The 18,295-nt window shown below is 59.8% G+C and carries 20 protein-coding genes; 13 read left to right on the plus strand and 7 right to left on the minus strand.

Features of this window, described 5'->3' with window-relative positions; genetic code table 11:
- From cysT to AO353_RS11555, 3 genes are read left to right on the plus strand one after another with little or no spacing between them, the layout of a single operon-like run.
- Entirely contained in the window at positions 1–819 is an 819-nt protein-coding gene (gene cysT, locus AO353_RS11545) for a sulfate ABC transporter permease subunit CysT (protein ID WP_054595057.1), read from the plus strand.
- 13 nt (positions 820–832) lie between these two features.
- Positions 833–1,705: a sulfate ABC transporter permease subunit CysW gene (cysW, locus tag AO353_RS11550; RefSeq protein WP_054595058.1), complete on the plus strand. Its 873-nt coding sequence runs from the start codon at positions 833–835 to the stop codon at positions 1,703–1,705.
- Positions 1,706–1,708: 3 nt separating this feature from the next.
- Positions 1,709–2,698 (plus strand): sulfate/molybdate ABC transporter ATP-binding protein, encoded by a 990-nt coding sequence (locus AO353_RS11555; RefSeq protein WP_054595059.1) that lies wholly within the window; start codon positions 1,709–1,711, stop codon positions 2,696–2,698.
- Between the two features lie 93 nt (positions 2,699–2,791).
- Here AO353_RS11555 and AO353_RS11560 read toward each other — a convergent pair whose 3' ends face one another.
- Positions 2,792–3,316, minus strand: coding sequence for a DUF962 domain-containing protein (locus AO353_RS11560; RefSeq protein WP_054595060.1), 525 nt, complete (start codon positions 3,314–3,316; stop codon positions 2,792–2,794).
- A gap of 85 nt (positions 3,317–3,401) precedes the next feature.
- On the opposite strand from AO353_RS11560, the gene AO353_RS11565 reads away from it, so the two are divergent.
- Positions 3,402–4,088, plus strand: a complete 687-nt coding sequence (locus AO353_RS11565; protein ID WP_054595061.1) for a Crp/Fnr family transcriptional regulator — start codon at positions 3,402–3,404, stop codon at positions 4,086–4,088.
- 88 nt (positions 4,089–4,176) lie between these two features.
- Positions 4,177–4,542: a response regulator gene (locus AO353_RS11570; RefSeq protein WP_054595062.1), complete on the plus strand. Its 366-nt coding sequence runs from the start codon at positions 4,177–4,179 to the stop codon at positions 4,540–4,542.
- A gap of 147 nt (positions 4,543–4,689) precedes the next feature.
- On the opposite strand, the gene AO353_RS11575 is transcribed toward AO353_RS11570, so the two are convergent.
- Entirely contained in the window at positions 4,690–5,694 is a 1,005-nt protein-coding gene (locus AO353_RS11575; protein WP_054595063.1) for an AraC family transcriptional regulator, read from the minus strand.
- Between the two features lie 100 nt (positions 5,695–5,794).
- Between AO353_RS11575 and AO353_RS11580 the strand changes: the two genes are divergently transcribed.
- From AO353_RS11580 to AO353_RS11615, 8 genes are all read left to right on the plus strand, one after another.
- Positions 5,795–6,868, plus strand: a complete 1,074-nt coding sequence (locus tag AO353_RS11580) for a fatty acid desaturase (protein WP_054595064.1) — start codon at positions 5,795–5,797, stop codon at positions 6,866–6,868.
- Between the two features lie 459 nt (positions 6,869–7,327).
- Complete coding sequence (locus AO353_RS11585; protein WP_054595065.1) at positions 7,328–7,909, plus strand: alpha/beta hydrolase; 582 nt, start codon at positions 7,328–7,330, stop codon at positions 7,907–7,909.
- Between the two features lie 56 nt (positions 7,910–7,965).
- A complete protein-coding gene (locus tag AO353_RS11590) occupies positions 7,966–8,901 on the plus strand; it encodes a sigma 54-interacting transcriptional regulator (RefSeq protein ID WP_054595066.1) in 936 nt (311 codons plus the stop codon).
- A 202-nt stretch (positions 8,902–9,103) separates the two neighbouring features.
- The gene (locus tag AO353_RS11595) at positions 9,104–9,886 is read left to right on the plus strand and encodes a MetQ/NlpA family ABC transporter substrate-binding protein (RefSeq protein WP_054595067.1); all 783 of its coding nucleotides are present in this window, start codon (positions 9,104–9,106) and stop codon (positions 9,884–9,886) included.
- Positions 9,887–10,489: 603 nt separating this feature from the next.
- Positions 10,490–11,155, plus strand: coding sequence for an amino acid ABC transporter permease (locus AO353_RS11600; protein WP_054595068.1), 666 nt, complete (start codon positions 10,490–10,492; stop codon positions 11,153–11,155).
- Positions 11,136–11,795, plus strand: a complete 660-nt coding sequence (locus AO353_RS11605; RefSeq protein ID WP_054595069.1) for an amino acid ABC transporter permease — start codon at positions 11,136–11,138, stop codon at positions 11,793–11,795. Before AO353_RS11600 ends, AO353_RS11605 begins: the two co-directional genes overlap by 20 nt.
- Entirely contained in the window at positions 11,792–12,574 is a 783-nt protein-coding gene (locus AO353_RS11610; protein ID WP_054595070.1) for an amino acid ABC transporter ATP-binding protein, read from the plus strand. The genes AO353_RS11605 and AO353_RS11610 overlap by 4 nt, the downstream gene beginning before the upstream one ends.
- Positions 12,571–13,455 carry a transporter substrate-binding domain-containing protein gene (locus AO353_RS11615; RefSeq protein WP_054595071.1) on the plus strand — a complete coding sequence of 295 codons (885 nt, stop codon included), beginning with the start codon at positions 12,571–12,573 and terminating at the stop codon, positions 13,453–13,455. The genes AO353_RS11610 and AO353_RS11615 overlap by 4 nt, the downstream gene beginning before the upstream one ends.
- Positions 13,456–13,513: 58 nt before the next feature.
- On the opposite strand, the gene AO353_RS11620 is transcribed toward AO353_RS11615, so the two are convergent.
- From AO353_RS11620 to AO353_RS11640, 5 genes are all read right to left on the minus strand, one after another.
- Positions 13,514–14,674 carry an AAA family ATPase gene (locus AO353_RS11620; protein WP_054595072.1) on the minus strand — a complete coding sequence of 387 codons (1,161 nt, stop codon included), beginning with the start codon at positions 14,672–14,674 and terminating at the stop codon, positions 13,514–13,516.
- A gap of 245 nt (positions 14,675–14,919) precedes the next feature.
- Complete coding sequence (locus AO353_RS11625; protein ID WP_054595073.1) at positions 14,920–15,549, minus strand: class I SAM-dependent methyltransferase; 630 nt, start codon at positions 15,547–15,549, stop codon at positions 14,920–14,922.
- 74 nt (positions 15,550–15,623) lie between these two features.
- Positions 15,624–16,268, minus strand: coding sequence for a methionine ABC transporter permease (locus AO353_RS11630; RefSeq protein WP_054595074.1), 645 nt, complete (start codon positions 16,266–16,268; stop codon positions 15,624–15,626).
- Positions 16,258–17,382 (minus strand): methionine ABC transporter ATP-binding protein, encoded by a 1,125-nt coding sequence (locus AO353_RS11635; RefSeq protein WP_054595075.1) that lies wholly within the window; start codon positions 17,380–17,382, stop codon positions 16,258–16,260. Before AO353_RS11635 ends, AO353_RS11630 begins: the two co-directional genes overlap by 11 nt.
- Before the next feature lie 2 nt (positions 17,383–17,384).
- The gene (locus AO353_RS11640) at positions 17,385–18,194 is read right to left on the minus strand and encodes a MetQ/NlpA family ABC transporter substrate-binding protein (RefSeq protein WP_054595076.1); all 810 of its coding nucleotides are present in this window, start codon (positions 18,192–18,194) and stop codon (positions 17,385–17,387) included.
- Positions 18,195–18,295 lie beyond the last annotated feature (101 nt).

The raw sequence follows: 18,295 nt of genomic DNA on the forward strand, positions 1-18,295 counted from the left end.
ATGTCGCGTCGTATCTCCCCCGTCATACCCGGCTTCGGGCTGACGCTGGGCTACACCTTGGTGTACCTCAGTCTGATTGTGCTCATACCACTGGCGGCGATGTTCGTGCATGCCGCTCAACTCACCTGGGATCAGTTCTGGGCAATCATCTCGGCGCCACGGGTGCTGGCGGCATTGAAGCTCAGTTTCGGCACCGCGCTGTACGCCGCGATCATCAACGGCATCATCGGCACGTTGCTGGCCTGGGTGCTGGTGCGTTACACCTTCCCCGGACGCAAGATCATCGACGCGATGATCGATCTGCCGTTCGCATTGCCGACGGCCGTGGCCGGTATTGCGCTGACGGCGCTGTACACGCCGACCGGTCTGGTCGGGCAGTTCGCCGCGGACCTGGGGTTCAAGATCGCCTACACGCCGCTCGGCATCACGCTTGCGCTGACCTTCGTCACGCTGCCATTCGTGGTGCGTACGGTGCAGCCAGTGCTGGCCGACATCCCGCGAGAGATCGAAGAGGCCGCCGCGTGCCTGGGCGCCAAGCCGTTGCAGGTGTTCCGTTACATTCTGATGCCGGCGTTGCTGCCGGCGTGGCTGACCGGTTTTGCCCTGGCGTTTGCCCGTGGCGTCGGTGAGTACGGCTCGGTGATTTTCATCGCCGGCAACATGCCGATGAAAACCGAAATCCTGCCGCTGCTGATCATGGTCAAGCTCGACCAATACGACTACACCGGCGCTACCTCCATTGGCGTGCTGATGCTGGTGGTTTCCTTCGTCCTGTTGCTGCTGATCAACTTGTTGCAGCGGCGCATCGAAACCCCATAAGGAGGCGCGAAAAATGTCCCAATCGTCTATTGCCGCCGCGTCTTCGGCCAACGCCGCCCGTCGTGGCAGCGCTGTTTCTCGGCGAATTCTGATCGGCCTTGGCTGGCTGATTTTTGCGCTGTTCCTGCTGCTGCCGCTGTTCATCGTGGTGTCCCAAGGCTTGAAGCTGGGCCTCGGCGCATTTTTTACCGCGATCTTTGAGCCCGACGCCTTGTCGGCTCTGAAGCTGACCGTCATAGCGGTGTTGATTTCGGTGCCGTTGAACCTGGTGTTCGGCGTCAGCGCGGCCTGGTGCGTGAGCAAATACTCGTTCCGTGGCAAGAGCATGCTGGTGACCCTGATCGACTTGCCGTTCTCGGTGTCGCCGGTGATCGCCGGTCTGGTCTACGTGCTGATGTTCGGTGCCCAGGGGATTTTTGGCCCGTGGCTGCAGGATCACGACATCCAGATCGTCTTCGCCTTGCCGGGCATCGTGCTGGCGACGATTTTCGTCACCGTGCCGTTTGTAGCGCGTGAGTTGATCCCGCTGATGCAGGAGCAGGGCACGCAAGAAGAGGAAGCCGCACGGCTGCTGGGTGCCAACGGCTGGCAGATGTTCTGGCACGTGACGGTGCCGAACATCAAGTGGGGCCTGATCTACGGCGTGGTGCTGTGTACCGCGCGGGCGATGGGTGAGTTCGGTGCGGTGTCGGTGGTGTCCGGGCACATTCGCGGGGTGACCAACACCCTGCCGCTGCACGTCGAGATCCTCTACAACGAATACAACCACGTTGCCGCGTTTGCCGTTGCGAGCCTGTTGCTGATCCTGGCGCTCTTCATCCTGCTGCTCAAGCAGTGGAGCGAAAACCGTATTAACCGCCTGCGCGCCAGCGCCGCGGAGGAATAAGTCATGTCGATCGAAGTCCGTAATGTCAGCAAGAACTTCAACGCGTTCAAGGCGCTGAACAGCATCAACCTGGACATCCAGAGCGGCGAGCTGGTGGCGTTGCTCGGTCCGTCCGGCTGCGGCAAAACCACTTTGCTGCGGATCATCGCCGGCCTGGAAACCCCGGACGCCGGCAGCATTGTGTTCCATGGTGAAGACGTCTCCGGCCACGACGTGCGTGATCGCAACGTCGGCTTTGTATTCCAGCACTACGCCTTGTTCCGCCACATGACCGTGTTCGATAACGTCGCGTTTGGCCTGCGCATGAAGCCGAAAAACCAGCGTCCGAGCGAAAGCCAGATCGCGGTCAAAGTCCATGAGCTGCTGAACATGGTGCAACTGGATTGGCTGTCGGATCGCTACCCGGAACAACTCTCTGGTGGTCAGCGTCAGCGCATCGCCTTGGCCCGTGCCTTGGCGGTTGAGCCGAAAGTCTTGCTGCTCGACGAACCGTTCGGCGCGCTGGATGCCAAGGTTCGTAAAGAGCTGCGGCGCTGGTTGGCGCGGCTGCACGAAGATATCAACCTGACCTCGGTGTTCGTGACCCACGACCAGGAAGAGGCGATGGAGGTGGCCGACCGCATCGTGGTGATGAACAAGGGCGTGATCGAGCAGATCGGTTCACCGGGTGACGTCTACGAAAACCCGGCCAGCGATTTCGTCTACCACTTCCTCGGCGATTCGAACCGCCTGCACCTGGGCGACGACAATCACGTGCTGTTCCGCCCTCATGAAGTGTCGCTGTCGCGCACCGAGCTTGCGGATCACCACGCGGCGCAAGTACGTGATATCCGCCCGCTGGGTGCGACCACCCGCATCACCTTGAAGGTCGAGGGCCAGAGCGAACTGATCGAAGCTGAAGTAGTGAAGGATCACGACAGCCTGACCGGGTTGGCCAAGGGCGAGACGCTGTTTTTCAAACCCAAGGTCTGGCAGAAAGTCGCCAACCTCTAAAAGCATCGCGAGCAAGCTTTGCTCCTACAGAGTTATGTCGTTCACGAGGGTGATGACAACCCTGTAGGAGCAAAGCTTGCTCGCGATGGCGTCCTACGCCGCAGTACATCTCTGATTGATCCGCACCCCACCCGCCCGCGCCTCGATCTGCTCTTTGAGCTCATGCCGCAACCCCAGCAAAAACGCCAATTCCGCCACCACAAACAACGGCCCGACGATCAACCCCGTCACATCATCGACAAACGCCGGTTTGCGTCCTTCGTAGTGATGGCCGACAAACTGGATCGCCCAGCCGACCACAAACATCGCAATGCCGCTGCTCAACCAGAGCAAGGTACTGTGCGCCGCGAGAATCTGGCCTAGCCAAACGGACAGGCCCAGCAGCACCGTCATCACCCCGCCAAGGCGTACTTCCAGGCGCAAATAGAACCACGCCGACGCCAGCGCCAATAGCACCGCCGGAGACAGCCAGAGCCCGGCCACCGGCCATCCTGGCCGTGACAGCAACACCGCGACGGCGACCACGATCAGTGGAATGCCAATGAAGTGGCTGGCGATGTTGCGCGGGTCACGGTGGTACGCGGCGTATTGACTGAGGTGGTCAACGAGGCTTTTCATTGTTATTCCTCCTGTAGGGATCTCGATCATGCCCTGCGGTCCGTCGTTGCTCTGTCAGCCAGACGACAATCATCTTGGAGTTTTCATGGATATGCAGGTCTGGCGGTCGCGCCTGATGAGTGGCCAATGGTTCAGCCATTTGCCGCCCTCGTTACAGGATAGTCTGCTGTCCCTGGCCCGCGTGCGGCGGTTGTCGCCGGGGCAACGGCTGTTCAAGCGCGGCGATCCACCGTGTGGTCTGTACGCGGTGCTCGAAGGAGCGATACGCGTGGGCGCCGTGAGTGAGCAGGGCAAGGAGGCGTTGTTAAGCCTGATCGAACCGCCGCACTGGTTCGGTGAAATCAGTCTGTTCGATGGCCAGCCGCGCACCCACGACGCCTATGGCGTGGGCCACTGCATTCTGTTGCACATACCGCAGGCAGCGCTGCTCACCTTGCTCGAAGAACAACCGCACTACTGGCGACAGCTGGCCTTGCTGATGAGCCATAAATTGCGCCTGACGTTCATCAATCTCGAACAGCTGACCTTGCTGCCGGCCCCGGCCCGCGTGGCGCATCGCTTGCTGATGATTGCCGACGGCTACGGTGAGATCGAGCCGGCACGGCGCACCTTGCAGCTGCCGCAGGAGCAGTTGGCGTTGCTGCTTTCGCTGTCGCGGCAGACCACCAACCAGATCCTCAAGGAACTGGAGAGCCAGGGCATTCTCAACCTGAGTTATGGCGAGATAGAGATCCTCGATGCAGGTCGGTTGCGGGCGATGGCGAGCGTCTGAGTCGGCCGCCTCATCCGAAATAACCGTTAGTGATGGGCTTTGTGCACCAAGGCGCCTAGCCTGTGGTGATGATTATTCGAGGTGTGCCATGCGTTTGCTGTTAGTGGAAGACGAACCCGAGACCGCGAAGCTTCTGGCCCAAGGCCTGAGCGAAGCCAGTTATGCGGTGGATGTAGCGGACAACGGCATGGCCGGGCGACGCTTCATCGAAGCGGGTGAGTATGATCTGATCATTCTTGATGTGATGTTGCCCGGCCTCAACGGCTGGCAGCTGTTGCAACAGATCCGCCAGCTCGGTGCAACGCCGGTGCTGTTCCTGACCACTACGGATGGCATTGAAGACCGGCTGCGCGGGTTGGAGCTGCATGAGGATGACTATCTGCTCAAGCCGTTCGCCGTGAGCGAGCTGGTGGCGCGGGTGCGCAAGTTGCTGCGCCGTGATCGGGGGCGCTGAGCCTTCTGTGGTGTCTGGGAAATTGCTATCGCGAGCAAGCTTTGCTCCTACGGATTTGTGGTGAAGCACAACGCTGGATCGACGCGAATCCGTAGGAGCAAGGCTTGCCCGCGATGAGGCCGGCAAAAGCGGCCAAATCCCGACGCTTTACCGCAACCCATCGCGAAACTGCCCCGGCGTCATCCCGGTCCAGCGTTTGAAGGCGCGGCTGAAGCTGCTGGAATCGGCGAATCCGAGCAGGTAGCTGATTTCGCTCAGCGAACATTGGGGGTCTCGCAAGTGCAGCAACGCCAGATTCTCACGACACTCATTGAGCAACGTATCGAACCGGCAACCTTCGTCCGCCAGGTGCCGTTGCAGGCTGCGCAAACTCAAGTGCAAGGTCTCGGCGATACGTTCGGCGCTGGGTTCGCCTTCCGGCAGCTGTGCTTCGATGGCATCGAGCACCTTGCGCTCCCAGGTCAGCAGGCGCAGTTGCGTCAGGGCGCGCTTGAGTACGGTTTCGTTGTGTTCGGCGAGCTCCGGGTTGGCGTCATCCAGATGGCTTTCGAAGTCTTCGATGGAAAACTCCAGCCGGTCTTCATCAGCAGCAAAGAAGATCGGCGCGCGGAACACCGCGTGCCATTGTTTCGGGTCGGCCGGTTCCGGGCGACGCAGGTACACCGCCAGCGGCGCGTAGTCCCGGCCCAGACGGTTGCGACAGGTGCGCACGTAGATCGCGGCGAAGGCGTCGATTGCTTCCCGTGCTGGCGCCGGGCTGCCTTCGGGCACCTTGAGGGTGAAGCAATAACGATCTTCGCCACGGGTCAGTTCGAGGTCCAAGGCGTCGCTGATCACCTGGTGATACCGCACGATGCGCTCGAACACCTCACGCAGACTGCCGCTGGCCACCAACGCATAACCCAACGCGTGGAAGGTGGTCGGGCTGACAAATCGCGACACCCGCAAACCAATCGCCGGATCGCCGCTGACTTCGACCGCCAGCTCCCACAGTCGGGTCGTGGCCGATAACGGATAGCGGGCGTTCGGGTCGTCCATCAGTTGCGGGTCGAGCCCGGCTTGCAGGCACAGCGCGTTGCTGTCGAGGCCGAGGGCGTCGAGTTGCTTGCGCAAAGCGCGGGTCCAGCTGGCGAGGGAGGTGGGTTCAATCATGATGATTGGCGCTTCCGGTCAACAGGTTGGCGTTCACAGCTAACGCCCGAAGCAATCGCACAGGGCAGGATGTGAACATCAATAACTAAAGGATGGAAGCATGTACGGTACTTCTGCAAGTCCTCAACGCCTGAATGCACAACAACGATCTGCACACATTCGTGAAGTGGTGCTCGCCCGCGGTGTCGAACTGCGTAAGCGTTACCCGATTCTCGATCATCAGGACGCCTTGGGCGTGGGCATTCTGGCCTTCGCCCTGGCCGGGATGATTGGCTCGGCGGCGCTCTACTTGACCGGGCATATGGCCTGGTGGGCGTGTTTGCTGCTGAATGCGTTTTTCGCCTCGCTGACCCATGAGTTGGAACACGACCTGATCCACAGCATGTATTTCCGCAAGCAACGCCTGCCGCACAACCTGATGATGGGCTTGGTCTGGCTGGCGCGGCCAAGCACCATCAACCCGTGGATCCGCCGTCATCTGCACCTCAACCACCACAAGGTGTCCGGCAGCGAAGCCGACATGGAAGAGCGTGCGATCACCAACGGCGAGCCGTGGGGCATCGCGCGTTTGCTGATGGTCGGCGACAACGTGATGTCGGCGTTTATCCGCATGCTGCGGGCCAAGACCTGGGCGCATAAATTCAGCATCATCAAGCGCTCTTTGAAAGTTTACGCGCCACTGGCGCTGGTGCACTGGAGCGCGTGGTACCTGTTTCTCGGTTTCCACGCGGCCAACGGCATTGCGTCTTTGCTGGGCTCCTCGGTGGAGTGGTCGGCGACCACGCTGTCGGTGATGCAGGTGATCGATATCGCCGCCGTGGTGATCATCGGCCCGAACGTGCTGCGCACCTTTTGCCTGCACTTCGTCAGCTCGAACATGCACTACTACGGCGATATCGAGCCGGGCAACGTGATCCAGCAGACCCAGGTGCTGAACCCCTGGTGGATGTGGCCGTTGCAAGCGTTCTGCTTCAACTTCGGCAGCAGCCATGGCATCCATCATTTTGTGGTGAAGGAACCGTTTTATATCCGCCAGCTGACCGTCCCGGTGGCGCACAAGGTGATGCGCGAGATGGGGGTGCGCTTCAATGATTTCGGCACATTTGGGCGGGCGAACCGGTTTGTGCGCAAGGCACAGCAGACAACCGAAACGGTGCGGGAAGCTCAAGCGTAGATCGTTCCAAAACGTGTTCCTCGACAGCTTTTTGATTTCGGGAGCTGGCAGGAAGTGTTGATTCTATTATTCCGTACAGGTCTATATAAATCATGAAACATTCCTTTAAGAAATAAGTCATTAAGGCAATGATTCATCCATCGAAGCGATCGCGTGGGGGTGTCAGGCGCAGGCAGATCGATTCATCGAACCGCAACTTATCCGTGTTAAACATTTGAGGACTACCGAGCTGTCGGTGATGACCGCGCGGTACAAAATAGTGATTTCCGGGGCCGTCTCCTTGGCAGGGTGCGGCCCCTTTTTTTTTCGACAAAGCGCAGGCTCCTACATCTGGTCTCCGGTATCAGGTATCTATCGCATATTCGATATTCGTCTTAATAAATAGCTTCTTATTCCTTAGCGAATATAAATCCTCTCCCTATACTCGACCAGGAACAGACACGCACAGGAGAGCTCCCCATGCGCAACGAGTCAATTCGCTACCTGATTGTGCCGGGCTGGCAAGGATCGCCAGAGGATCATTGGCAAAGCCATTGGCAGAACAGCCTGCCGAACAGCGCACGGGTAGAGCAGGCCGACTGGCTGACGCCGCGCCGGGAGGATTGGGTCGCGGCGCTGGCCGAAGCGATTGATGCCGACAGCACGCCGGTGATCCTGATCGCCCACAGCCTGGGTTGCATCACCGTTGCCCATTGGGCGGCTACTGCGCCGATGCAGGCGTTGCGTCAGGTTCGCGGGGCCTTGCTGGTGGCGCCTGCCGACGTCGAGCGCCCGGCCTGTGTGCCTGCGTTGCGTAACTTTGCACCGATTCCGACGCACCTGCTGCCGTTCCCGAGCCAGGTGGTGAGTTCCGACAACGACGGCGCGGTCAGCGCTCCACGGGCGCTTGAGTTGGCACGAAACTGGGGCGCCGAAGCGGGGATTCTGGCAGGTGCCGGGCACATCAATGTGAAGTCTGGTCACAATCGTTGGGAGCAGGGTTTTGCCTACCTGTATCGCCTGCAAAACCGCATGGAACATCACGCCCTGCGCCGCGCTTGAACCTCTTTTTTATTTAAACGCCCCCGTCTCCCGGCGGTTTGGGGCGGGAGTCTGCCATGAGTTTGCATGAGTCTTTCGGTCAGCCTTTGCTGACCTTTCCCGACGCTGAAAAAAGCCCGTTGAGCATTCGCGCCAAGGCGCTGGTATTTGTTGACCCGCGTTCGCGACAGCTGCGCCAGGAGCTGGAGCAACTGGCGCCGCGCTCGATCTCGGTGTTGATTCGCGGTGAAACCGGCAGCGGCAAAGAGCTGTTGGCACGGCACATTCACCGCGCCAGTGATCGCGGTGGTTTGTTCGTATCGGTCAACTGCGGCGCCATCAGTCCAACCTATGCCGATGCCGAGTTGTTCGGTTATGCCGGCGGCAGTTTCAGTGGTTCGGCCAGCAGTCGCGCCGGCTGGTTTGGTTCGGCCAATGGCGGGACCTTGTACCTGGATGAAATCGGCGATTTGCCGTTGCCGATTCAGATCAAACTGCTCGCCGCGCTGGAGAATCACGAAGTCACCCGCGTCGGTGCGCAGCAACCGAGCCCGGTGGATGTGCGCCTGGTGGCGGCGACCAGCATCGATCTGGCGCAAGCCGTGGCGGCCGGTAAATTTCATGAGCGGCTCTACCACTACCTCAGTGAAGGTCAGCTCGAATTGCCGGCCTTGCGTGAGCGAGTCGGTGACATTCAGTCATTAGCCGAGTATTTCCTCGGTATCTACAGCCAGCGCCTCGACCTGCCGGTGCCGTTTATCAGCGATGCGGCCCAGCAAGTTCTGGAACGACACAGCTGGCCGGGTAATACCCGCGAGCTGGAAAACGTCATTCACTTTGCGTTGCTGGTGAGCAGTGGCGAGGAAATTCTGCCGGAGCATTTGAATTTGCCCCAGGTGGTTGCGCCATTGGAGTTGATCGAGCGAGAGGCAACGCAGCTCATCACCTCCGGTTCTGCCGGCGAGCGCGCAGCACTTAAACGTTTGCTCGAAAACCTGACGCAAACCTTTTAACCCCCTGTGGCGAGGGAGCTTGCTCCCTCGCCACAGGAGTTAGGTGTCTTTTTTGTGTATGAACAAAATGGAATATGAAAGTGAATAAAAGATATTGTTCGGGAATAAAAAATCTCGGTATCGTCCGCACCACACCAGCGATAGCACGTCACTGGCATTTCATTTTTTAGCCGTTGTCGACAACGACAAATAAGGACACTGCATGAAAAAGGTTCTGTTGTTCACCGCATTGGCGGCTGCCCTGACTGCGGGCCTGGCCCAGGCTGGCGAAAAACTGGTGGTTGCCGCAACGCCGGTGCCGCACGCCGAGATCCTCGAACTGATCAAACCGACCCTTGCCAAAGAAGGCGTGGATCTGGAAATCAAGGTCTTCACCGACTACGTACAACCGAACGTGCAGGTCGATCAGAAGCGTCTGGACGCCAACTACTTCCAGACCCTGCCGTACCTGCAAAGCTTCAACGAAGGCAAAGGCACTCACCTGGTGACTGTGATCGGCGTCCACGTCGAACCGTTCGGCGGCTACTCGAAAAAGGTTAAAACCCTGGCTGAGCTGAAAGACGGCGCGACCATCGCTATCCCGAACGAAGGCAGCAACAGCGGCCGTGCGCTGATCCTGTTGCAGAAAGCCGGCCTGATCGAATTGAAAGACCCGAAAAACGCCCTGGCTACCCCGAAAGACATCGCCAAGAACCCGCACAACTTCAAGTTCAAGGAACTGGAATCGGCGATGCTGCCGCGTGTGCTGGATCAGGTCGACCTGGACATGATCAACACCAACTACGCGCTGGAAGCGGGTCTGAACCCGGCTAAAGATGCACTGGTGATCGAAGGTGCGGATTCGCCCTACGTGAACTTCCTGGTCGCGCGTCCAGACAACAAGGACAGCGTAGCGATGCAGAAACTGGCCAAGGCCCTGACCAGCCCTGAAGTGAAGGCATTCATTGCCAAGAAGTACAACGGCGCGGTACTGCCAGCGTTCTGATTGAGCGGTAAACCCCTTCGAGGTTTCAACGCCGACGGCTTTCGATAGCGTCGGCGTTTTTGCGTGGTCGTATTTCCTGTGGCGAGGGAGCTTGCTCCCGCTCGGCGGCGAAGCCACCGTAATTGCCCTTCATCACATACGTCTGTTACGACATGCTCGGCCCTATAGGGGCCGCTTCGCGCCCCAGCGGGAGCAAGCTCCCTCGCCACAAGATCACAAGATCAATCAGGTCACTCTGGCCTTCAACGCCCGGCGTAACGCCGTCAATAACTTCACGATGTCCTGCGGATCCAGCCGCTGGGGTGTTTTCACGTCTGCCATTTTTATCGTCCTTGTGATGGTTTGGCCGGGGAGTGTGGCCGCACGCTGCTCGTCCTTGGAGGGGCAATCTGAAAAAAAGATCCTTCCTACAGCGCAAAGGGAAATAGCTGTCTCCTGCTGCTGCCGCCAATCCAGCGAATAGTTTTTTGCGTGATATCAATATGCTTTATCGGTATTTAAATGTTTCTTTTTATACCTTTAAGGTTAGTGCCTGCCGGGTTGTTATCCACAGCCCAATGGACTGCGCCACCGTCGCTTACCCTGCGGCGTTCAGGATCTTCAATGACGTTCGATTACGCTTTCATCCTCAGCACCCTGCCAGCGTTTCTGCGCGCTGTAGGCGTGACGCTGCAGGTCGGTCTGATCGCCATCGGCACTTCGTTGCTGGTCGCCCTGATCAACGCGACGCTCCTGGTGTTCCGCACGCCGTACTTGCAGCGCCTGGTGGCGTTGTACGTGGAGTTGGCGCGCAACACGCCGCTGCTGATTCAACTGTTCTTCGTCTACTTTGCATTGCCAGCGCTTGGGGTGAAGGTTTCCGGTTTTGCCGCGGCGATCATCACCATGACCTTTCTTGGCGGCGCCTACCTCACTGAAGTGTTGCGGGCCGGCGTTGAAGCGGTGCCTGCGGCGCAACTGGAGTCGGGGCGCTCGATCGGTTTGTCGCACTGGCAATTGCTGCGTTACGTGATCCTGCCGCAAGCGGGGATCCTCAGCCTGCCATCGCTGTTCGCCAACTTCATTTTCCTGCTCAAGGAAACCACCGTGGTCTCGGCGGTGGCGGTGCCGGAGATTCTCTACACCACCAAGAGCTACATCGCGCTGTATTACAAAACCTACGAAATGCTCGCCGTGCTGACGCTGATCTGCGTGTTGCTGTTCTTGCCGTTGTCGCTGCTGCTCAGCCGTCTGGAAAGGAGGCTCCAGCATGGCCAGTTCGGGTCTTGAGCTGCTTTGGGTGTCTTTGCCGCAGTTAGGCAAAGGCGCTGCGCAAACCTTGTCGATTTCGTTTTTGAGTATCGCCATCAGCACGGTGGGCGGAGTGCTCTACGGCGTGCTGTGCAGTCTGAATTCGAAGTGGTTGAACGCGTTGCTGCGAGTCTATCTGGAGCTGTTCCGGGCAATCCCGGTGCTGGTCTGGCTGTATTTGCTGTTCTTCGGCCTGCCGATTTTTTTCGGCCTGAGCCTGCCGAGTTTCTGGTGTGCGGTGCTGGTGCTGTCGTTGTGGGGCGCCAGTGAAGTCGGTGAAGTGGTGCGCGGCGCCCTGCATTCCTTGCCTCGTGGCCAGCGTGAAGCGGGGCTGTCGATCGGGCTGTCCGGCCCCCAGCTGTTCGGTTACGTGTTGCTGCCCCAGGCACTGAAACGCATGACGCCACCGACCATCAACGTCTACACGCGGATCATCAAGACCAGCTCGCTGGCGGTGTTGATCGGTGTGGTCGACGTGATCAAGGTCGGCCAGCAGATCATCGAGCGTACCTACGAGTCGGTGTTGATCTACGGCGCGTTATTCCTGTTTTTCTTCTTTATCTGCTACCCGCTTTCGGCCGCTTCCCGCGTGCTGGAACGGCGCTGGACGCAAGCATGAGTGCATTGATCGAATTCAAGGGTTTCAACAAGTTCTTCGGTGAGCATCAGGTCCTCAGCGGGATCGACTTAAGCGTCAAAACCGGCGAAGTGATCGTCATCCTCGGCCCCAGCGGCTGCGGCAAAAGCACCTTGCTGCGTTGCCTCAACGGTCTGGAAGTCGCCCACAGCGGCGAGTTGCGTTTCGCCGGGCGCGAGTTGCTGAGCAAAACCACCGATTGGCGCGAAGTGCGCCAGCAGATCGGCATGGTGTTCCAGAGTTATCACCTGTTCCCGCACATGAGCGTGCTCGACAATCTCCTGCTCGGCCCGCTCAAGGTACAAAAACGCCCAGCGCGTGAAGCTCGCGAACAGGCCTTGGCGCTGCTGGAACGGGTCGGTCTGGCGGACAAGCGCGAGGCATTCCCGCGCCAGCTTTCCGGTGGTCAGCAGCAACGCATCGCCATCATCCGCTCACTGTGCATGAACCCGCAGGTGATGCTGTTCGATGAAGTCACCGCGGCCCTTGATCCCGAGATGGTCAAGGAAGTGCTGGAAGTGATTCAGGGCCTGGCCCGCGACGGCATGACGCTGTTGATCGTGACCCACGAGATGGCTTTCGCCCGCGCGGTGGCGGACCGCATTGTGTTCATGGACGCCGGGCGCATCCTCGAACAAAACCCTCCCGAGATTTTCTTTACGAACCCGCAAACCGCACGAGCGCAGCAGTTCCTGGAGAAGTTCTCCTACGTCGAAGCACTGCCCAAAAAGACACTTGCAAAGGAACTGGAACCCTCATGAAAACTGCCAAGTCTTCACTGCTGCTACTCCCATTGTTCGGCCTCGCGCTGTTGGCCGGGTGCAATAAATCCGAAGCGCCTGCCAAACCTGCGGCCTCTACCGCCAGCGCGGCACCGGCGGCCAGCTACCTGGAGAAAATCAAGGCGCGGGACAAGCTGATCGTTGGTGTATTCACCGACAAACCGCCGTTCGGCTTCGTCGATGAAGCCGGACGCTACGTGGGGTTTGACACCGACATTGGCCGTCAATTTGCCAAGGACCTGCTGGGCGACGAGAACAAGGTCGAGTTCGTCGCGGTCGAGCCGGCGAGCCGGATTCCGTTCCTGCAAAGCGACAAGGTCGATCTGATCCTCGCCAACATGACCGTCACCCCGGAGCGTAAGGAAGCGGTGGAGTTCACCAACCCGAACCTCAAGGTTGCGGTTCAGGCGCTGGTGCCGCAGGCAAGTTCGGTCAAAAACCTCGATGACCTGGCGACCCGCACCACTATCGTGACCACTGGCACCACTGCCGATATATGGCTGACCAGGAACCACCCGGACTGGAAGCTGCTGAAGTTCGAGAAAAATTCCGAGTCCCTGCAAGCCTTGGCCACTGGTCGCGGTGATGCGTATGCGCAAGACAACCTGGTGCTGTTCAGCTGGGCCAAACAGAACCCGGGCTACCGCGTGCTGACCGAAACCCTCGGTGCCGAGGCACCGATTGCGCCTGCGGTAAAGAAGGGCAACATCGAACTGCGTGACTGGGTCAACGCCGAGCTGGCGAAGCTGGGTGAAGACAAATACCTGCTCAAGCTTTACGACCAGTACGTGCGTAAAGAACTGAGCGATGACACCCACCCTGAAAGCGTGATTGTCGAAGGCGGGAAGTGGCAGGGCTGATTGTTTGAGCGTTCCCATGCTCTTGTGGCGAGGGAGCATGGGAGCGATCTGTGTAGGCTCAGTCCGGCCAGTTCCACGCAGGTTCGTCCAGCATCCCCTGGCCGACGATCCCCGTCTGGCCGAAACTTTTCTCCAGCACGATGGCGTTGCATTCGGGGGCTTGCTGCAATGCTGCGATCAAGCGGCTGGCGTGGGACACCACCCACACCTGGCACTGCTCCGAGGCGCGGATGATCAGTCGCGCCAATGCCGGCAGCAGGTCCGGGTGCAGGCTGGTTTCCGGTTCGTTGAGCACCATCAGCGTCGGCGGCCTTGGCGTCAGCAGGGCGGCGATCAGCAGCAAGTAACGCAAGGTCCCGTCCGACAGCTCGGCGGCGGACAGTGGTCGCAATAATCCTTCCTGATAAAACTCGATGGCAAACCGCGCGCCTTGCAGCGGCTGGATGTTCAGCCGGGCGCCGGGGAATGCATCGCTGATCGCCGCGTGCAGCGCCTCGGGATCACCGATTTCTATGATGGTTTGCAACGCTGCCGCCAGGTCGCGGCCATCGTGATGCAATACCGGCGTGCGCGTGCCCAGTTGTGGTTGACGAACCGGCGCCTCGGCGTCGCTGCGAAAGTGATCGTAAAAGCGCCAACGGCGAATGAACTCACGCAGCTGCAATACCTCTGGCGAGGCGTGCAGGCTGCCGACCTGATCGAACAGGCTGTCGAATGCCGGTGTGTGCTGGGCCAGCACCTCCCAATCGCGCTCGACCCGCGAGCGAATCACCGCCCCTGCACGATTCACCAGCAGACTCGCCGGGCGGTACAGCGGCCCCGACCAGATGCATTCACGCTTGATTTCCGGGTCCAGGGAAAATTCTGAGCGCGACGGTTCCGGCAGGCCCAGGGCGATTGCGTAACTGAAATCCTCACCGGCAAAGCCCAGGCGCAAGCGCTTGGGCGACCGGCGCACGCTGGCTTCGACCGCCACCTCACCGTTGCGCATGCGCCGGCTGATGTTTTCCGGGCCGGCCCAGAAGGTCGAATCCAGCCCACCTTCGCGCGCGAGTGCGTTGACCACGCCGCCCTGAGCGGTTTCGGCCAACAGCCGCAGAGCGCGATAAAGGTTGGATTTGCCGCTTCCATTGGGCCCGGTGATGAGATTCAGGCGCCCGAGCGGGATCACCAATTTATTGATCGAGCGGTAATTGGCCACCGCGAGGGTTTTGAGCATCCGCGAGCTCCTGCTGTGTTGCCCGGCAGTGTGCCTTATTGTCGGCAGAACGATGATCCTCAAAAGTGTGCGGTTGTTGCTGTGCAACGCCGGTCCCGGACGGAAGTTCGTCGTTGGCCTGAGTTTCTTTGCCCTGCTGGCTGCGAGGCCTTCGGCAAGGCGCTGCACCCGCGCATAGACGAGCTGACGGCCGAGCTGCGCCGGAATTCCTTGTCGACCTGAATGGAGCGCGGGAACGATTATGCCTAAGAGGCTTTACGCCAGACACTCGCCAACCAAGGCTGCTGATCCCGCGGCAGCCCAGCTGGCCGGTAGTAATGCTCCAGCTCGACAAACCCCGCCTCAGTCAGCAGCTTTTGCCACGCCGCCAGGTCGTGATACGCGCCAAAGCGCGGGCCATTCCAGCCTTCGCGGTTATCCCCGCGTGGATTCGAACTGAACAACACACCGCCCGGCTTCAACGTCCCGTGCAACTGTTTCAGCACCCGAGGCAACTCCTGAACCGGAACATGAAACAGCACCGCGTTGGCGAAGATCCCGTCGAAGCGTTCGGCCGGCAGATCGAGTTTCAAAAAGTCTTGCTGCCAGACCTCACAGCCGCTGTCCTCGCGGGCCATCTGGGCGAAACGTTCGGAGCCGTCGAGGCCAATGGCGATATGGCCCATGCGGGTGAAGGTTTGCAGGTCGCGGCCGGGGCCACAGCCGAAATCGAGCAGGGTGAACGGCGCCGAGCCCTGTATGTGCCGCAACAGCGCGTCGATGTTCTGGCTGACATCGTGGTCGCGTGTGCCTTCACGGAAACTCTCGGCCACCTGATCATAATGGCCCAGAGTGGTCGCGGTGATCTGTTTGAGGTCGTCGGGGGTGTGTTTCATGGCGGCTGCGCAGGCAAAGGGTGAGTTCGCCGAATATACCCCTTGAGGAAGATCGTTCCCATGCCGATGATCGTTCAGCGCTTGTTCAATCCTCGAGCCAACCGATCCCCACCCAGCTGAATCACCGCCACCAGAATCACCAGCAACACAATCACCGTCAGCATGATCTGGCTATCAAAGCGCTGATACCCGTAGCGGTACGCAATGTCGCCCAGTCCACCAGCACCAATGGCGCCGGCCATGGCCGAGGAGTTGATCATCGTGACCAAAGTAATGGTGAAACCACCGACGATTCCCGGCAGCGCCTCGGGCAACAACACATGCCAGACGATATGCCAGCGTCGGCAGCCCATGGCCTGGGCGGCTTCGATCAGGCCGTGGTCGACCTCGCGCAAGCTGACCTCGGCGATGCGCGCAAAGAATGGCGTGGCGGCGATGGTCAGCGGCACCACGGCGGCCCAGACACCGTAGGTGGTGCCGACGATCAAGCGGGTAAAGGGGATCAGCGCGACCATCAGGATCAGGAACGGGATCGAGCGGAACAGGTTGACGAAGGCCCCCAGCGCACGGTTCAGCGCAGGCGCTTCATAGATGCCGCCCTTGGAACTGGTGACCAGAATCACCGCCAGCGGAATACCCGCCAACAGCGCGATCAGCGATGACACGCCGACCATCAGAAACGTGTCGATAACGCCCTGCAGCAATCGATCAAACCACATAACCCAGCACCTCCACCTGTTGTGCCCAGTGACTGGCGCGCTGGCGCAACTCTTCGGCGCCCAAGGACGAACCGGTTACCGCCAATAACAATTGCCCTAGGGCGTGCCCCTGAATCCGTTCGACGCCGCCTTGCAGCAAGCGCACGCGACCGCCGAGCGCACTGAACAACGCCGCCAGATCAGGCTCATCAGTGCTGTTGCCGGTGAACTGCAAGCGCAGCACTACCGCCGATTCCGACGATTGCGCTTGCGCCTGCAAGCGGCTTTGCAGTTCCTCCGGCAAGCCATGTTGCAGAGGCGCCAGCAGGGTTTTACTGACATCGTGCTGCGGGTTGCCAAACACTTCCCAGACCGGTCCTTGCTCGACAATCCGCCCGTGTTCGAGTACCACCACCCGATCACAGATATCGCGGATCACCGCCATTTCGTGGGTGATCAGAATGATCGTCAGCCCGAGGCGCTGATTGATCTCGCGCAGCAGGCCGAGGATTGATTGCGTGGTCTCTGGGTCAAGCGCCGAGGTGGCCTCATCGCAAAGCAGAATCGCCGGGTCGTGCACCAGCGCCCGGGCGATGCCGACACGCTGTTTTTGCCCACCCGAGAGCTGCGCCGGATAGGCCTGGTGTTTGCCTTGCAGACCGACCAGTTCCAGCAGTTCACGGACCTTCTGTTCACGCTCGGCTTTCGGCACGCCGGCGACCTTGAGCGGCAGCTCGACGTTCTGCCACACGGTTTTCGCCGACATCAGGTTGAAGTGCTGGAAGATCATGCCGATCCGTCGCCGCAGCGCCACCAGACGGTCTTCATTGAACTCGCCGATGTCCACCTGATCGATCAGCACCCGACCGGTGCTCGGTTGTTCGAGGCGGTTGATGGTGCGGATCAGCGAGGACTTGCCGGCACCGCTGCGGCCGATGATGCCGAACACTTCACCGCGCTGGATCGCCAGGTCGATGCCGTGCAGCGCAGCGACCGGGCCTTGCTGGCCGTTGTAGGTTTTACCCACACCGATAAAGCGCACATGGGCGCGGTTGAGCTCGGGGTGCAGCTCAGTTTGTTCAGCGCTGCGAGACGGCGGGATTTCTAGTTGAAGCTGGGCGTTGGCGGCATTCATGGTCAGCCTTCCCAGCCAGCTTGGTAGAGCTTGCCGTGGGCCTTGTCCAGGGCTGCGCGAACCACCGGCGAATGCTGGTAGATGTCGACGAACTTGATCAGGCGCGGGTCGGTTTTGCTTTTTGGCTGGATCACGAACTGGATCACGTATTCCTTGTGGTCGAGGCCGTCGAACAGCAGCGCTGAGCCGGCATCGAAGGTCTTGGCCAGGCGAATGTAGGCCGGGTAGCCCTGCACCAGATCGGCGTCGTCATACGCACGTACCAGTTGCACGGCTTCGACCTGAAGGATTTTCAGTTTTTTCGGATTGGCGACGATGTCGTCTTCGGTCGCCTTGTAGCCCACACCCGATTTGAGGGTGATCAACCCGGCCTTGGCCAGCAGTTGCAAGCCGCGACCGCTGTTGATCGGGTCGTTGGCGATGGCCACGCTGGCGCCCTCGGGAAGCTCGTCGAAGCTTTTGTATTTCTTCGAGTACAGGCCGACGTTGTTGATGATGCCCGGCGCAAACGGCACCAGATCAAACCCGGCAGCGGCCTTGGCGTTTTCCAGAAACGGAATGTGCTGGAAGTAGTTCACATCGATGTCGCCCGAGGCCAGGCTGACGTTCGGTGCAATCCAGTCGCTGAACTCCACCAGCTCGACCTTCAGGCCTTGTTTGCCGGCCTCTTCGACCGCTGCTTCCAATGGGATGGCGAAGGCTGCGGTGGTGCCGATTTTCAGCGGTGCGTCGGTGGCGAAAGTCATGGAGCTGAAGAGGCCGAAGGCCAGTGCCAGTGCTTTGACTGGGAGGGTGAGCAGGTTGTTTTTCATGGTGGGTTTCCAGTCAATTATTGAATGTGTGACTCATATTTGTGGCGAGGGAGCTTGCTCCCGCTGGGCCGCGCAGCGGTCCCAAAACCATTCAATGAGGC

Origin of the sequence: Pseudomonas fluorescens, from assembly GCF_001307155.1 — a bacterium.
GTDB lineage: Bacteria > Pseudomonadota > Gammaproteobacteria > Pseudomonadales > Pseudomonadaceae > Aquipseudomonas > Aquipseudomonas helvetica.

Bases quoted from the DNA above. Each gene is read 5' to 3' on its own strand.
- cysT (WP_054595057.1), top strand. From the start codon at position 1: ATGTCGCGTCGTATCTCCCCCGTCATACCCGGCTTCGGGCTGACGCTG.
- cysW (WP_054595058.1), top strand. From the start codon at position 833: ATGTCCCAATCGTCTATTGCCGCCGCGTCTTCGGCCAACGCCGCCCGT.
- AO353_RS11555 (WP_054595059.1), top strand. From the start codon at position 1,709: ATGTCGATCGAAGTCCGTAATGTCAGCAAGAACTTCAACGCGTTCAAG.
- AO353_RS11560 (WP_054595060.1), bottom strand. From the start codon at position 3,316: ATGAAAAGCCTCGTTGACCACCTCAGTCAATACGCCGCGTACCACCGT.
- AO353_RS11565 (WP_054595061.1), top strand. From the start codon at position 3,402: ATGGATATGCAGGTCTGGCGGTCGCGCCTGATGAGTGGCCAATGGTTC.
- AO353_RS11570 (WP_054595062.1), top strand. From the start codon at position 4,177: ATGCGTTTGCTGTTAGTGGAAGACGAACCCGAGACCGCGAAGCTTCTG.
- AO353_RS11575 (WP_054595063.1), bottom strand. From the start codon at position 5,694: ATGATTGAACCCACCTCCCTCGCCAGCTGGACCCGCGCTTTGCGCAAG.
- AO353_RS11580 (WP_054595064.1), top strand. From the start codon at position 5,795: ATGTACGGTACTTCTGCAAGTCCTCAACGCCTGAATGCACAACAACGA.
- AO353_RS11585 (WP_054595065.1), top strand. From the start codon at position 7,328: ATGCGCAACGAGTCAATTCGCTACCTGATTGTGCCGGGCTGGCAAGGA.
- AO353_RS11590 (WP_054595066.1), top strand. From the start codon at position 7,966: ATGAGTTTGCATGAGTCTTTCGGTCAGCCTTTGCTGACCTTTCCCGAC.
- AO353_RS11595 (WP_054595067.1), top strand. From the start codon at position 9,104: ATGAAAAAGGTTCTGTTGTTCACCGCATTGGCGGCTGCCCTGACTGCG.
- AO353_RS11600 (WP_054595068.1), top strand. From the start codon at position 10,490: ATGACGTTCGATTACGCTTTCATCCTCAGCACCCTGCCAGCGTTTCTG.
- AO353_RS11605 (WP_054595069.1), top strand. From the start codon at position 11,136: ATGGCCAGTTCGGGTCTTGAGCTGCTTTGGGTGTCTTTGCCGCAGTTA.
- AO353_RS11610 (WP_054595070.1), top strand. From the start codon at position 11,792: ATGAGTGCATTGATCGAATTCAAGGGTTTCAACAAGTTCTTCGGTGAG.
- AO353_RS11615 (WP_054595071.1), top strand. From the start codon at position 12,571: ATGAAAACTGCCAAGTCTTCACTGCTGCTACTCCCATTGTTCGGCCTC.
- AO353_RS11620 (WP_054595072.1), bottom strand. From the start codon at position 14,674: ATGCTCAAAACCCTCGCGGTGGCCAATTACCGCTCGATCAATAAATTG.
- AO353_RS11625 (WP_054595073.1), bottom strand. From the start codon at position 15,549: ATGAAACACACCCCCGACGACCTCAAACAGATCACCGCGACCACTCTG.
- AO353_RS11630 (WP_054595074.1), bottom strand. From the start codon at position 16,268: ATGTGGTTTGATCGATTGCTGCAGGGCGTTATCGACACGTTTCTGATG.
- AO353_RS11635 (WP_054595075.1), bottom strand. From the start codon at position 17,382: ATGAATGCCGCCAACGCCCAGCTTCAACTAGAAATCCCGCCGTCTCGC.
- AO353_RS11640 (WP_054595076.1), bottom strand. From the start codon at position 18,194: ATGAAAAACAACCTGCTCACCCTCCCAGTCAAAGCACTGGCACTGGCC.